The organism is Arthrobacter sp. 3Tela_A, from assembly GCF_049311025.1.
In the GTDB taxonomy this organism is placed as follows: Bacteria; Actinomycetota; Actinomycetes; order Actinomycetales; family Micrococcaceae; genus Arthrobacter_B.
The window spans coordinates 25,879-39,388 of the sequence record NZ_JAXIOM010000014.1 but is presented as its reverse complement, the minus strand read 5'-3'; the positions used below and the strand labels follow the sequence as shown (position 1 = coordinate 39,388).

Below are 13,510 nucleotides of genomic sequence, written 5' to 3'. Positions count from 1 at the left end.
TTCATCATGCGCGAACTGAAAACGCACGCTGTGAAAACTCTCTGTTACGCGGAGGTAAATTAACGCCTCTTTGCTCCGATCTCGCCAAATGTGGGTATTAGATTCCTACATATCGAGAATTAGTGGCAGAGAGGCAGTGCGCAATGCAGATTCCTTTGACTCAGGCATCCCGGGCCGGACTTGAATTCCTGGGTGCTACCCAGTCCTACGCCGGGGGTGTGCTGCAGACCCGTGCTGCCGCCGAGTACCGGGAAGCCGAGCCGAATCCCCCTGTGCCGATTATGGAACGCAAGGCGTCCGTGGAGCACCACCTCGCTGACAGTGCGGCCTGGGCCTTCGACCGGTTCCTGACCCGCTGGGTGGCGGAGGAAGCCTACGTCCGGGCACTGCCCGCGGCGGAAACCGCCCGGGAAGAGATCATCGGATGGGTCGAATCGCGCACCCCTGCCGGCACCCTCACCCTCAACCCCGGATTCGAGGCGCCGGAGTACTGGGAGAACGGTTTCCACCTGGCACCGGGCGGCTGGGACGGCCACGAGCTGATGGGCCCGGCCATCCACGAACTGGTTTTCGGGTACATCCTGCGCCCGGGCGGCGTCGGTGCCGTCCGGCATGACGAGAACCTCAATGACCAGCGGCACGTCAGCGCGCGCTGCGCACCGCGGGAACGCTACGAACGGATCATCGAACTGGGTGCCGGCACCGGCCGGTTCACCACGGCCCTGGCCCGCACCTACCCCGAGGCGCACATCACCGCCGTCGAGCTCTCCGCCAGCTCACTGAAGTACGCCCATGCACTCTCTTCCGATGCAGGGCTGGCCGTGGACTGGTACCAGGCACCGGCGGAAGAAACCCGGCTCGAATCCGGGCAGGCGGACCTGGTGACTGCCTACACCCTGATGCATGAGGTTCCCACCGAATCCAACCAGCAGATCCTGCATGAGGCATTCCGCCTGCTGGCGCCGGGCGGAGACCTGATGATCTGTGAGGTCGCACCGTATGAGGAACACGATGCCTTCCGTGCCGTAATCCTCGACTGGGAAACCGAAAACCGCGGCGAGCCCTACTGGCGCGACGCCCTCACCATGGACCTGCCGGGCATGCTGCGCACCGCCGGTTTCACGGACATCCGGTCCTTCGGCGCCACCGAACGCAAATACCCCTGGATCACCCTGGCCAGCAAACCGCTGGCCTGACCCCGACGACCGACTTCACGACTTCAGCAAAGGACACAAACATGGCCGGTGGAGATGTACCCAACCGCCCCACCTACCTGGGTGAGCGCCGCCTCGACGACGTTGCCCGGATGGTCTTCGAACTCACCAGCGAACTCTGGATCCTCAAGGACCGCGTGCTGGTCCTGGAAGACCAGCTGCAGCGCTCCGGCGCCCTGGCTGCCGGGGCAGTCGACGCGGCGGTTCCGGACGAGGACCTGGCCGAACGGCTCACGGCCGAACGCCGCCGCCTGGCTGCCCGGGTCTACGGCGCCGTGCTGGACTCCGACGATCGGGTCGCCGCAGCCCTGAGCTAAAGCAGCCAAGGCGCTGCCGCACCACCCCATTTCCTGTCTTTATCCTCCCTGCCCTGCCATTCCCTGCCCAAAAACCGTCCGTGGGCTCCATGCGGACCTCCCCAACGCGAGAGAGAAGAACCATGAACAAACCTTGGTCCCGCCGCCTTTATGCCGGAACAGCCCTGAGCCTTGCCGGCGTCCTGGCCGTCAGCGCATGCGGGAATTCAGCATCCTCCGAACAGGCTGCGGCCGACTCGGTTTCCGTCGGCTCGATCGTCAGCACCAGTGCGATCAACCCGCTGATGTCCTACTACGGCACCTGGCTGCTGGCCGCCTACGAACCGCTGGTCACCGTGGATCCCACCACCGGCGAGGGACAGCCGAGCCTGGCCGAAAGCTGGGAACTGGCCGAAGACGAACTCACCTGGACCTTCAAGCTGCGCGAAGGCGTCACCTTCCACGACGGCAGTGAGTTCACGGCCGAGGACGTCGTGTTCTCCCTCACGACCATTCAGGAAAAGGGCTACCAGCCCGCGACCTACCTCACCCAGGTCGAATCCGTGACGGCGGTGGGAGACTACGAGGTGCAGATCGTCACCAGCGAACCCACCCCGCTGCTGCTCTCACAGCTGAGCCTGGCCTACATTGCGCCGTCGGACGCCTGGACCGAAGAAGGCTTCAACAGCACCGGGGCCGGCACCGGCCCCTACGAAATCACCGGGTTCGACGCCGGCCAGAGCATCACCCTGACCGCCAACGACGATTACTGGGGCGAAGCACCGGCAACGCCGAACGTCACGCTGCGCACCTTCTCCGACCAGACCTCCCTGCAGTCCGCCTTCGAAGCCGGGGAAGTGGACATTGCCCACCAGCTGGGCCCCAACGCCATTCAGGTCCTGGGCAGCAACTACAACGTCTCCACCGAATGGGGCGGCAGCCTGAACTTCTTCCAGTTCAATGCCGACAAGGGCGCCTTTGCGAACCCTGAGCTGCGCCGCGCAGCGAACCTGGCGGTCGACGCCGAGGCGCTGACCGCGTCCATGACCGCCGGTGCGGGGGAGATCGAGGACGGCCAGCTCGCCCTCGAAGGCGTGGCCGGCTACTCGCCGGACATCACGCGCCCGGAGTTCGATCCGGAAGAAGCGAAGAAGATCGTTGAAGCCGAAGGCGCGACCGGCACCGAAATCACCATCACCGGGCAGTCCAGCCAGAACAAGAACCTCTACGAGGCCATGGGCCAGATGCTGGAGGCAGCCGGGTTCAAGGTGAAGCTCAACCTGGTGGAAATCGCAGACTGGGTAGTCCAGGCCCGCGGCACCACCGACGCGGACATCCTCTACCGCGGGCTCTCCTTCAACGGCATCTATGACATTGACCGGGGCTTCACCACCATCTCCCGCATGAACTCCTCCGAGGAGTGGGCCGCCCTCTACGATGCGACCCGCAACGAGATGGACAAGGAAACCCGCGAAGAGCTGCTCATCGAAGCCAGCGAATACGTCAACGAACAGAACCTGGCGCTGTGGACCTTCGCCGCTCCGGCGGTCGGCGCCGTGCAGGACGGCGTCGAGGGCGTGGACTTCTCCACCGGCCTCTCGCTGCACCTCACCGACGTCACCAAGACCAGCTAGCCAGCGCCCGCCCCACACCGCAGAACCCCGTACGGAAGGACACACCCCATGGCAGCTCCCTCAGCCACCCTGACCGCCCAGGAGCAGATCCGCATCGACCAGCGCGGCCGGTCCGAGCTGGCCTTCCTCAGGCAGATGCGGGGGGCCCTGCTGCCGCTCCGTCAGGACGTCCGTGCCGCTCTCGCAGCGGCGGGCGGCCGGGGGGGGGAGTCCGGGGCAGACATCGCGGAACTGCGAAACGCTGCAGCACCCGTCCTGTCGGGTCTTCCGGAACAGCGCGTTGTCGGTTCGGTGCTGCGCTGGTGCCGGGACCAGACCACCCCGCGCGCCGTCGCAGCCTTTGAACGCTCCCGCGCAGACCTCGAACCGCTGGCTTCGGTTCCCGCTGGTTTGGTGGAAGACCTGCTTGGCGAGGACGTGCCGCGCTACTGGGACTACGAGTTCCACGGGACCGCCGGCGGGTGGGACGGCCACGAACACATGGGGTTCATCCACTTTGAACTGGTCTACAAGTACCTGCTGATGGCCGCCTACGGCAACAACATCTTTGCGCTGCGCAAGCAGGTGGCAGAAGCCGCCCCGCGCAGCGGCTACCGGCGAATTCTGGACCTGGGCGCCGGCACCGGCCAGTACACCATGATGCTGGCCGAAGCCTACCCCGAGGCGGAGATCACCGCCCTGGATCCCTCCCGCACCTCGCTGAACTACGCCAAGCGCCGCTCGCTGGACGCCGGACTGGCTTGGCGCTGCGTACGCTCGCTGGCGGAAAAGACCGGACTGCCGGATGCCTCCTTTGACCTGGTAACCTCCTTCATCCTGCTCCACGAGGTTCCCCCGCACATTACCCGCGCCATCCTGGCCGAGTCCTTCCGGCTGCTGGAGCCCGGCGGGGAAATCCACTTCTCCGACGTGACGCCGTACCGGGCCTGCGACCCCTACAAGGCGTGGAACGATGACTGGGACGCCGAGCACGGCAATGAACCGTGGTGGCGCACCGCGGCCACGGCACAGCTGAGTGAGTGGGCGGAAGCAGCAGGCTTCGTGGACGTCACCGAAGGCGCCCTGACACCGGATGGTGTCTACCCGTGGATCCTCACCGCCCGCAAGCCGCTGGAGAGCGCATGAGCACCGCGGCTCCCGCCCTGCCCGCAGCGCAGGCACCCCTGCCGGTGGCCGGGGGCGGAAACGGCATTTCCCTGAAGGGCGTCAGTGTCCACCTGCCCACCGCGTCCGGCGAGCTGCAGATCCTGCGCAACGTGGACATTGACGTCCCAGCCGGGAAAATCGTCGCCCTCGCCGGCGAATCCGGTTCAGGGAAGTCGACGGCGATGCTCGCCATGGTCCGGCTGCTTCCCTGGGGCGCACGCGTCGGCGGGGAACTGCGTGTCGGCCCGCACGAAGTCACCGGCATGAGCCCGGCGCAGATGCGCTCTTTCCGTGCCAGCTACGCCCGGGTCATCTTCCAGGATCCATGGAGCGCACTGCACGCCATGCACTCGATCGGCGGGCAGCTCGTTGAATCCGCCCGCTCGGCAGATCCGGCCCTGTCCAAGGCTGCCGCCTGGGAACTGTCCGTGGCCATGCTCGCACGGGTCGGCATCCCCGACCCGGAAGCCAGGATGCGCTCCTACCCGCACCAGGTTTCCGGCGGGCAGCTGCAGCGCATAGTGATCGCCATGGCCCTGGTGGCCCGGCCCCGGGTGCTGCTCTGCGACGAACCCACCACCGCCCTGGACGTCACCACCCAGGAGCAGATCCTTGAACTCCTGCGCGAACTCAACCGGGAAATGGGCCTGACCATCGTGATTGCCACCCACGACCTGGACGTCATTGACGGCCTGGCGGATCACCTGGTGGTGATGTACGGCGGAACAGTGATGGAACAGGGGCCCATGAAGGAAGTGATGGGCAACCCGCAGCACCCCTACACCTGGGCGCTGCTGCAGGCCCAGCCCAAACGCCAGGGCGGGGAGCGGCTGCTCACCATCCCCGGACGTCCTCCGGCCCTGGACGATCTTCCTCCCGGCTGCGCCTTCGCACCGCGTTGTGCCTCCGCCGCTCCGGAATGCTCCGCGGCGGTGCCCGGGCTGCTTTCCATCACGGTTCCGGAACACCGCACAGCCTGCGTCCGCGTCCAGCAGGCGCCCCGCGAAGCATCCGTCCAGAAAGGTACCGAATGAACCCGGAAACCGCGCACGGCCCGGAGGCCGTCCTGCAGATCATGTCCCTGGAGCAGCACTTCAAAGGCGCCAGGGGCAGCAAGGTGGTTGCCGTGGACGATGTCTCCCTGTCCGTCCTCCAGGGAGAGACGGTCGGCGTCGTGGGTGAATCCGGCTCCGGCAAGACCACCCTTGGCCGGGCTGCGCTGCGGCTCTACGAACCCACCGCCGGGCGGATCTATTTTGAAGGCGAGGACGTGACGCGGCTGCGCGGGCGCCGCCTGACCCAGCACCTCCGCCGCCGCTCGGCAATGATCTTCCAGAACGCGGGCACGGCCCTGAACCCCTCCAGGCGGCTGGGCGAGTCACTGGCCGAGCCCCTGGAAGTCCACCGCGTCGGCAACGCACGATCCCGTGCCGCCAAGGTGGAAGAAGCGCTGGAAAGCGTGGGAATCGATCCGGCCTGGTCACTGCGCTATCCGCGCCAGCTCTCCGGCGGACAGCGCCAGCGGGTTGGTGTACTGCGGGCCCTGATGCTTGATCCCAGCTTGATCGTGGCCGACGAACCCACAGCCGCCCTGGACGTATCGGTCCAGGCCCAGGTGGTGAACCTGCTCCGCGATATCCAGACCGAACGCGGCATTTCCTACCTGTTCATCAGCCACGATCTGGAGCTGGTGCGCTACATCAGCTCCAAGGTCCTGGTCCTCTATCTTGGCCGGGTTGTCGAGTACGGCACAGCGGAGCAGATCTTTGCCGCTCCGCGCCACCCGTATACGGTCTCCCTGGTCTCCATGGGACGCGCCCCGGAACACCGCCTGGTGCCCAGGGGAGATATCCCCTCGCCGTCGCAGGTCCCGTCCGGCTGTGCCTTCAGCACCCGCTGCCCGCTGGTCACCGACCTCTGCCGGATTTCACGGCCGGTGCTTACCAACGACGGCACCGGACGCATGGTGGCCTGCCACCGGGCAGGCGAGCTCGCTGTGCCCGGCCAGGAAACCGTGGCCCCGGCCATTCCCCATCCGCTGGCCCACGTACCAGATTTCTCCCTGAACCGCCCTGCGCCGGTTCCGGTCCCCTCAGGAGGTAAGTAATGCCCGGTTTCGCTGTTGAAAATGCCAAGTACCTGGATCCCGCCCAGGACATGGATGCCCTGATGGGCATGATCCTGGAACTGGCCTCCGAGGTTTCCGTGCTGCGCGACCGCCAGGCAGTGACTGAAACACTGCTGGCCGAACTCACCGGACTCCGCCGCGAGGACATTGACACCGCTCTTCCCGGCCCTGAGCTCCAGGCCGAACTTGAGCAGGCCGGCAAGGCCTTCACCGGACGGCTGATCGCCGCGGCGCGCGGCGCGGGAGCGACGCTGCCGTGAGCGCTGCAACCCTGCCCCGCACGGGTGCCGCTGCGCCCCGGCTCCGCTCCGGAAAAGTCCGCGGCATTGCCCTCTACCTGCTGAAACGGGCCGGACTGCTCGCCTTTGTGCTCTGGGGTGTTGTGTCCTTCCTGTTCGTACTGGCCCGCATGTCCGGAGACCCCGCCGTCCTGTTCTCCGAACCCGACGCCAGCGAGGAACAGATCCAGCTGACCCGGGAGCGTTTCGGCCTGGACAAGCCGCTGCATGAGCAGTACTTCTCTGCCCTCGCCGGTGCACTCCGCCTGGACTTCGGCACCTCCTACACCTTCGGGATCGACGCCGCGGCCCTGGTCGCCGAGCGTATGGCGCTGACCCTGCAGGTGCTGCTCCCGGGCCTGGTGATCGGCGTCGGCGTGGCCTTCGTCGTCGGGATCTATGCGGCGCTGAAGCGTTCCAAGGCGCGTTCGAGGGTGCTGATGTCAGCAGCGTTCCTGCTGGACGGGATTCCCTACTTCTTCCTCGCCCTGCTCCTGGTGCTTGTTTTCTCCCTGACCTGGCGGCTGCTGCCTGCCACCGGCAGCGGAACGCTTGCCCACACGGTGCTTCCGGTTGCCGTGCTGGCACTGAGCTCGGTGGCCACCCTGTCCCGGCTGGTCCGCGGCCAGTTCCTGGACGTGCTGGGGGAGGGGCACATCCAGATGGCACGGTCCAAGGGCATCTCCCCGGCGCGGGTCCTCTTCCGCCATGCCATGCCCACCGCGCTGCCTCCGCTGGTCTCCTTCGTGGGACTGCTGTTCTCGATCTCCTTCGGTTCCCTGGTGGTGCTGGAGCCGATCTTCAACTACGGCGGGCTCGGCGCGCTGCTGGTCCGCAGCGTCACCACCCGTGACTTCCCAGTGGTGCAGGCCGGCGTTTTCGCGATCGCTGCGCTGATCACCGTGATCAACCTGGCCATCGACGCGATCGTGACGCTGATGGATCCCCGACTTCGAACGAAGGTCGCGAAATGACAGTTATGACCCCGCCGCCGGCCGCAGCGGCAGCAGCACCGGTCTCCGCCGAGGGCAAGCCCCGGCCGAAGGCGCCGTCCCGCTTCCGGGAAGTGACCTCCGCCGTGTTTTCCGGCTGGGCTGCACGGATTTCCGGGGCTGCCCTGCTGCTGCTGGCCTGCTGCGCCCTCTTCGCGGATTTCCTGGCCCCGTTCGATCCCCGGGAACAGGACCTGCTGCGCATCAACCTGGCCCCGGCCTGGCTGGGCGGGCCGCAGGAACACCTGCTGGGCACTGATGCACTGGGCCGGGACATTGCCTCCCGCTTGCTCTACGGGCTGCGGCTGTCCCTGGTCATCGGGCTCTCGGCAGCCACCATTGCGGCCTGCCTCGGCCTGCTGCTGGGTGTACTCGCCGGCTACTACGAAAAGGTGCTCGGCACGGTACTGCTCCGGCTCGCGGACGTGCAGCTGGCCCTGCCGTTCGCAGCCGTGGGAATCGCGCTCTCCGCCGTCGTGGGATCGGGGGCGGTGATGCTGATCGTCTTCCTGGGCTACTGGGGCTGGACCACGTTCTCCCGCGTCATCGTTTCCACCGTCGCCCAGGTGCGGAGGGTCGACTACGTGACCGCCGCCCGGACCTACGGGGCCTCAGCGCCGCGGATCATGTTCCGCCACGTCCTGCCCTCGGTGATCAGTCCGGTGGTGGTGCTGTGGACCAACATGGCCGGCATCCTGACCCTGGCCGAGTCCGGGCTCTCCCTGCTGGGACTGGGCGTGCAGCCCCCGGAGTTCACGCTTGGCTCCATGCTGGCGGACGGACAGACCGACCTGCGGCTGGCACCCTGGGCGGCCATCGCCCCCGGCGCCGTGCTGATGGTCATCCTCCTGACGTTCAACACGTTCGGTGACTCGCTGCGCGATGCCCTGACCCCGGGCAGCCCGAAGTCCAAGCACGACCCCGAACTCAGCTGAACGCCCGGTCCCGCCGCCGAAAAAGGGCACCTGTCCACACTCCGGAGCGGACAGGTGCCCTTTGCTGCGCCCGGAAACTAGCCGACGACGGCGAGGGCGTCGGTGATCTGCCGCGCGGCATCGACGATGCGTGCCTGGATCCGTGCCCGGTCAGCGTCCTGGAGCCGGTAAACCGGCCCGGCAGTGCCCAGCGCCAGGACCTCGCCGCCCGGTGCGTGCACGGCTGCCGCGCAGCCCCAGATCTGCGGGTCGATCTCTTCAAAACTCTCGGTGTGCCCCGTCCGCGCCAGCTCGTCCAGGGCCTCGGGGGAGAGCAGGGCACGGTGTGCGTCGGAGGCCACCTGGGCCTGCACGGAGGCAACATAGCGCTCCCGCTCCCCGCGCGGCATGTAAGCCAGCAGGGTGCGCGGAATCGACCCGGAATGCAGGGACATGGCCTGGCCCCGGCGGAACTGGAGCCGCACTGCCTGCTGGGACTCCACCCGCTCCACGCAGTACGCGTAGTCCCCGGCCCGGCGGGCAATCAGCACCGTTTCACCGACCTCGTCCCGCAGCCGTGCCATGACCGGCACGGCGATGTCCACAATGTCCGTCCGGCTCGCCGTGTGCGCCGCCGCAAGGTCAAGGACGCGGGCCGTGACCCGGTAGGCGCTGTCCGTCGCAGATTCAAGGAAACCTTCCTCCCGCAGCAGCCCCACATAGCGGTAGGCGGTCGACGTCGTCAGGCCCAGTTCCTGCGCCAGCTCAGCGACCGTCCAGGTTGGCCGGGCGCCGGTAAAGAGGCCCAGCACGCTGATGGTCTTCCGGCCGGTTTCGGCTCCGCTGGTGCCTTTGGCACGGGTGTTCGGGGTCATCCCTTGTCCTTGTGGGTTGGTTGGAAGAACGCACGGCCGCAGGATTTTGCGGCCACTGGTGTGCCATCCTATGGGAATTTCAGTCCCAGCAAATGTTAAATGCTTGTTTCGCTTCCGGTTCTGCGTTGACGCGGTCCCTTCGGGCTAACTAGCGTTATTCCCAGTTGATAGGAATCTATTCCCAGAATATGGAAATCATACGTTTGGGCGTAGCTGAGGAAAGGAAGCCCCGTGGCGAATATTCGCTTTGGCACCGCCCAGTTCTTTTCGGGTACGGATACCGCGGCCAACCTGCAGCTGTGCATCGGCTGGATGCGCCGCGCCGCCGAAGCCGGCGTGCAGCTGCTGGTACTGCCGGAAAACGCCAACCGGGTCCGTGACTTCAGCACCCGCGAGGGTGCCTGGGAGCATGCCGAAGATCTCGACGGCGCCTTCGTCACCGGCCTGCGCGCCGCCTGCGCCGAGCTGGGAATCTGGGTCGCCGCAGGCGTGGACCTGCGCGGGGACAACGCCCCCGACGTCTACATCGGCCAGATCCTGATCGACGCGGACGGCGCAGTCGTCAAGGTGCACCGCAAGCACATTTTCTGGGACTACGAATACACGCTCTTTGTTCCCGGCACCGAGCCGGTCACCGCCGTCGACACCGAACTGGGCCGCCTGGGCCTGCTGATGTGCGCCGACGGGATTGTGCCGGAGGTGCCCCGGCTGCTGGCGCTGGACGGCGCGCAGGTGCTGCTGAACTCCCTGAACAGCCGCGGACCGGACGAACACCGCCTGCACGTCCCGCAGCGCGCCATGGAAAACCGTGTCTGGCACGTCTCCTCCAACACGGTGGGCGGCCCGGCGGACGCCTATCCCTGGATGGGCGGATCGCAGATCGTCTCACCGGGGGGAACCGTACTGGCCTCGGCAGGGGAAACAGCTGAGGAGCTCGTGTGGGCGGACCTTGACCCGGCAGCTGCGGATGACAAGACGGACCCGCAGCGCGGGGACATTTTCGCCGCCCGCCGCCCTGAGCTTTACGACGATCTGCTCCTCCCGGTGGCAGAAGTTCCGGCAGCGGCCATGTACGGCCCGGCCGGGGACATGCCCTCCAAACTGATCACCGTTGCCCCGCTGCAGGTTTCCTGGTTCCACAACCGGGACTGGACCCTCACCCGGGCGCTGGGACAGATCGCCTACGCCGGCACCCGCGCCGTGACCCTGGGAGTGCTGCCGGAGCTGTTCTGCTTCCAGCCCGGCGAGGTGGCAGCAGACCCGCAGGCCGCAGCACAGTTCAGCGCCGCGGCCCTGGAACAGATCCAGGCCGCAGCCGAGCAGGCCCGCCTGTACGTCGCGGTGAACCTGGTGGAAGAAGAAGACGGCGCCTACTTCAACACCACCTGGCTGGTGGATTCCTCCGGGAACCTGTGCGCGAGTTACCGCAAGACCCATCTGGAAGCTTCGGAGACCTGGGCCACGCCGGGCTCGGACCTCACCGTCGCGCACACCGGCATTGGCCGGATCGGCTTTATGACCGGAGGAGAGGTCTGGTACCCCGAGACCGCCCGCGTCCTTACCCTGCGCGGCGCGGAATTGATCGTCCACCCCACCGGCTGGGACCGGCCCGAGGCAGCCAAGGTCGCCGCGGTGCAGCGGACCGAGGAAAACCGGGTCCACCTGGTCTCCGCAGCCCGGCTTGATTCCGCCGGTGAACTGGGCAGCCAGGTGGTTGAATCCGATGAGTTCGTTCCGGGCCAGCCGATTGCCCTGATGCGGTACCCCACCGCCTGGACCTGCCGCGGCGGGTTCGAGGAGCAGATGAAGGTGGAGCTTGACCTGCGCGGCTCGCATTCCAAGGTCCAGGGGTTCCACCTGGACCCGGTGGCCACCCGGCAGCCCTTTATCTACCAACCATTCACGCGGACCACGGAGGTGGCAGCTCGATGAAAAGCACATTCAGCCCGGACGGCCAGGCCGGCACCCACGTGAAGGTCCTGGTGGCGGGCATGGGTCCCACCGGCATGGTCGCCGCCCTGGCCCTGGCACAGCGCGGAATTCCGGTGACGGTCCTGGAAGCAGGCGCGGAGCTGGCCGAGGAATCACGGGCCTCCACGTTCCATCCGCCCAGCCTCGAAATGCTGGACGACCTGGGCATCCTGGCCGAGGTCGAGGCACTGGGCCTGCCGGCTCCCCGGTTCCAGTACCGGGACAAGGCCGGTGCCATCCTGGCGGACCTGAAACTGGAAGCACTCTCCGAGGACACCCGCTTCCCTTACCGGCTCCAGTGCGAGCAGAACCGGCTCACCGAAGTCATCCTCGCCAAGCTGGCCGACTACCCGCATGTTAACCTGCGCTTCAGCGCACCGGTCCAGCGTGTTGAAATGGGCACCGCGAACGCCCGGGTTTTCCTCGACGGGGACGGGCGGGAGCCCAGCTACACGGCCGACTGGCTGATTGCCGCCGACGGCGCGCGCTCGCGGATCCGCAAGTCCCTGGGCATCGCGTTCGAAGGGCTGACCCTGCCGGAACGGTTCCTGGTCGCCTCCACGACCCACGAACTGGCCCGGGAATTCGATGACCTGGCGCTGGTGGCGTATCTCTCCGATCCCTCCGACTGGGGCGTGCTGCTGCGCACCCCGCGGCACTGGCGCGTGCTGATGCCCATCGACGAAGGCACGTCCGACGCCGAGGCCCTGGACCCCGCAACCATCGAAGGCCGCATCCAGAACGTGGCGCCGAAGGACGGCGCCTACCCGCTGGACCACGCCAACATCTACGTGGTGCAGCAGCGGGTGGCCGCGACCATGGCCGCCGGGCGGGTACTGCTGGCCGGAGACAGCGCACACGTGAACAACCCATTGGGCGGGATGGGCATGAACAGCGGCATCCATGACGCCGTTGCCGCCGCCAGGACGGTGGCGGCAGCCCTGGACGGCGCAGACGCCGAGCTGGCTGCCAAAGCCTACGACGATGCCCGGCGCAGCACTGCCGTGAACTTCCTGCAGAAGAACACCATCCAGAACTACAAGGACCTGCAGGAAACGGACACCGCAGCCCGGCACGAACGAACGGTGAAACTCGGGCGCATTGCCGCCGACCGTGAACTTTCCCGCAGCTACCTGCTGAACTCCTCCATGCTTTCGGCGGTAGCCCGTTCCAACGATCTGCTCGAGGGCGGACTGCGGGCCGCCCGCAGCGCTGCGGTACCGGCAGGACGCCGGCTGTGGGCGGCGCTCTCTGCCGGCACAGTGGTGGCCCCCGGGGCCTACGACGCCGTCAGCGCCGCCCTGGTGCGGAATGCCGGGTTCGGTGCCTGTTTCGTTTCCGGTGCCGCAGCGGCAGCGGCGGGGCTGGGCTGCCAGGACCAGGGATTTGTGGGCCGGACGGACATGCTTGCCCAGCTGGGGCCGGTGGCTGCCGCCTCGGGACTGCCCGTGATCGCCGACGGCGACGGAGGGTACGGCGACACCCGCCACTCAGCGCACACCACCGCCGCCTATGAGCGGGCGGGCGCTGCCGCCATCACCATCGAGGACCAGGTGCAGCCCAAGGCACCTTCCGGCGCTCCGGCAGTGCTCCGGGCGGAGGAAGCCGCCGCGAAAATCGCCGCAGCTGTCGCTGCCCGGCGGGAAATGCTGGTCATAGCCCGCACCGACGCGTACGCCACCGAAGGCTTCCCCGGCATCCTGGAGCGTGCCCGAGCCTATGCCGCAGCCGGCGCAGACCTGATCTTCCCCGAGGGGCAGCTTTCCCTTAAGGAACTGGCCGCCCTGCACCGGGCCACCGGCAAGCGGCTGGTCCTGAACCGCTCCGAAGCCCGGGAACCAGCACCCGGTGCCCTCGAAGACCTGTCCGCAGCCGGCGTCGGGCTCATCATTTACCCGGTGACGGGACTTCTCGCCGCGGGAAGCGCACTGCACGCGGCCTACGAGTCGCTGGCAGAAGAGGCCTGGCCGGTTTCCACGGAACAGCTCGGCTGGACCTCCCTGAACACCCTGCTTGCCTCCGGTGCCGCCGCCGGAGCCCGGAAGAACTAGACCACCAAAGG

At 67.2% G+C, this 13,510-nt stretch carries 12 protein-coding genes; 11 read left to right on the top strand and 1 reads right to left on the bottom strand.

All coding sequences use genetic code 11. The annotated features are described in order from the left end of the window. The first annotated feature begins 143 nt into the window (after window positions 1-143). The 9 genes from TVC13_RS06495 to TVC13_RS06455 all read left to right on the top strand — a co-directional run bounded on the left by TVC13_RS06495 (window position 144) and on the right by TVC13_RS06455 (window position 8,623). Window positions 144-1,196, top strand: coding sequence for a class I SAM-dependent methyltransferase (locus tag TVC13_RS06495; protein WP_422400410.1), 1,053 nt, complete (start codon window positions 144-146; stop codon window positions 1,194-1,196). A 41-nt stretch (window positions 1,197-1,237) separates the two neighbouring features. Further along, on the top strand, window positions 1,238-1,531 hold the full coding sequence (locus TVC13_RS06490) for a hypothetical protein (RefSeq protein ID WP_422400409.1): 294 nt from the start codon (window positions 1,238-1,240) through the stop codon (window positions 1,529-1,531). Between the two features lie 122 nt (window positions 1,532-1,653). Then, entirely contained in the window at window positions 1,654-3,144 is a 1,491-nt protein-coding gene (locus tag TVC13_RS06485) for an ABC transporter substrate-binding protein (protein WP_422400408.1), read from the top strand. A 48-nt stretch (window positions 3,145-3,192) separates the two neighbouring features. Then, window positions 3,193-4,269 carry a class I SAM-dependent methyltransferase gene (locus TVC13_RS06480; RefSeq protein WP_422400407.1) on the top strand — a complete coding sequence of 359 codons (1,077 nt, stop codon included), beginning with the start codon at window positions 3,193-3,195 and terminating at the stop codon, window positions 4,267-4,269. Then, entirely contained in the window at window positions 4,266-5,324 is a 1,059-nt protein-coding gene (locus TVC13_RS06475; protein WP_422400406.1) for an ABC transporter ATP-binding protein, read from the top strand. Before TVC13_RS06480 ends, TVC13_RS06475 begins: the two co-directional genes overlap by 4 nt. Then, entirely contained in the window at window positions 5,321-6,397 is a 1,077-nt protein-coding gene (locus TVC13_RS06470) for an ABC transporter ATP-binding protein (protein ID WP_422400405.1), read from the top strand. Before TVC13_RS06475 ends, TVC13_RS06470 begins: the two co-directional genes overlap by 4 nt. Next, a complete protein-coding gene (locus TVC13_RS06465; RefSeq protein ID WP_422400404.1) occupies window positions 6,397-6,678 on the top strand; it encodes a hypothetical protein in 282 nt (93 codons plus the stop codon). Before TVC13_RS06470 ends, TVC13_RS06465 begins: the two co-directional genes overlap by 1 nt. Continuing rightward, entirely contained in the window at window positions 6,675-7,670 is a 996-nt protein-coding gene (locus tag TVC13_RS06460) for an ABC transporter permease (protein ID WP_422400403.1), read from the top strand. Before TVC13_RS06465 ends, TVC13_RS06460 begins: the two co-directional genes overlap by 4 nt. Beyond that, window positions 7,667-8,623 (top strand): ABC transporter permease, encoded by a 957-nt coding sequence (locus TVC13_RS06455; protein ID WP_422400402.1) that lies wholly within the window; start codon window positions 7,667-7,669, stop codon window positions 8,621-8,623. The genes TVC13_RS06460 and TVC13_RS06455 overlap by 4 nt, the downstream gene beginning before the upstream one ends. 77 nt (window positions 8,624-8,700) lie before the next feature. On the opposite strand, the gene TVC13_RS06450 is transcribed toward TVC13_RS06455, so the two are convergent. After that, window positions 8,701-9,477, bottom strand: coding sequence for an IclR family transcriptional regulator (locus TVC13_RS06450; RefSeq protein WP_387015854.1), 777 nt, complete (start codon window positions 9,475-9,477; stop codon window positions 8,701-8,703). A 231-nt stretch (window positions 9,478-9,708) separates the two neighbouring features. Here TVC13_RS06450 and TVC13_RS06445 point away from each other — a divergent pair, with 231 nt between their 5' ends. Together TVC13_RS06445 and TVC13_RS06440 are read left to right on the top strand one after the other, a co-directional pair. Next, complete coding sequence (locus TVC13_RS06445) at window positions 9,709-11,409, top strand: nitrilase-related carbon-nitrogen hydrolase (protein ID WP_422400401.1); 1,701 nt, start codon at window positions 9,709-9,711, stop codon at window positions 11,407-11,409. Next, a complete protein-coding gene (locus tag TVC13_RS06440) occupies window positions 11,406-13,499 on the top strand; it encodes an FAD-dependent monooxygenase (protein ID WP_422400400.1) in 2,094 nt (697 codons plus the stop codon). Before TVC13_RS06445 ends, TVC13_RS06440 begins: the two co-directional genes overlap by 4 nt. Window positions 13,500-13,510 lie beyond the last annotated feature (11 nt).

Excerpts from the sequence above, each read along its gene's own strand:
- TVC13_RS06495 (WP_422400410.1), top strand. The coding sequence starts at position 144 with ATGCAGATTCCTTTGACTCAGGCATCCCGGGCCGGACTTGAATTCCTG.
- TVC13_RS06490 (WP_422400409.1), top strand. The coding sequence starts at position 1,238 with ATGGCCGGTGGAGATGTACCCAACCGCCCCACCTACCTGGGTGAGCGC.
- TVC13_RS06485 (WP_422400408.1), top strand. The coding sequence starts at position 1,654 with ATGAACAAACCTTGGTCCCGCCGCCTTTATGCCGGAACAGCCCTGAGC.
- TVC13_RS06480 (WP_422400407.1), top strand. The coding sequence starts at position 3,193 with ATGGCAGCTCCCTCAGCCACCCTGACCGCCCAGGAGCAGATCCGCATC.
- TVC13_RS06475 (WP_422400406.1), top strand. The coding sequence starts at position 4,266 with ATGAGCACCGCGGCTCCCGCCCTGCCCGCAGCGCAGGCACCCCTGCCG.
- TVC13_RS06470 (WP_422400405.1), top strand. The coding sequence starts at position 5,321 with ATGAACCCGGAAACCGCGCACGGCCCGGAGGCCGTCCTGCAGATCATG.
- TVC13_RS06465 (WP_422400404.1), top strand. The coding sequence starts at position 6,397 with ATGCCCGGTTTCGCTGTTGAAAATGCCAAGTACCTGGATCCCGCCCAG.
- TVC13_RS06455 (WP_422400402.1), top strand. The coding sequence starts at position 7,667 with ATGACAGTTATGACCCCGCCGCCGGCCGCAGCGGCAGCAGCACCGGTC.
- TVC13_RS06450 (WP_387015854.1), bottom strand. The coding sequence starts at position 9,477 with ATGACCCCGAACACCCGTGCCAAAGGCACCAGCGGAGCCGAAACCGGC.
- TVC13_RS06440 (WP_422400400.1), top strand. The coding sequence starts at position 11,406 with ATGAAAAGCACATTCAGCCCGGACGGCCAGGCCGGCACCCACGTGAAG.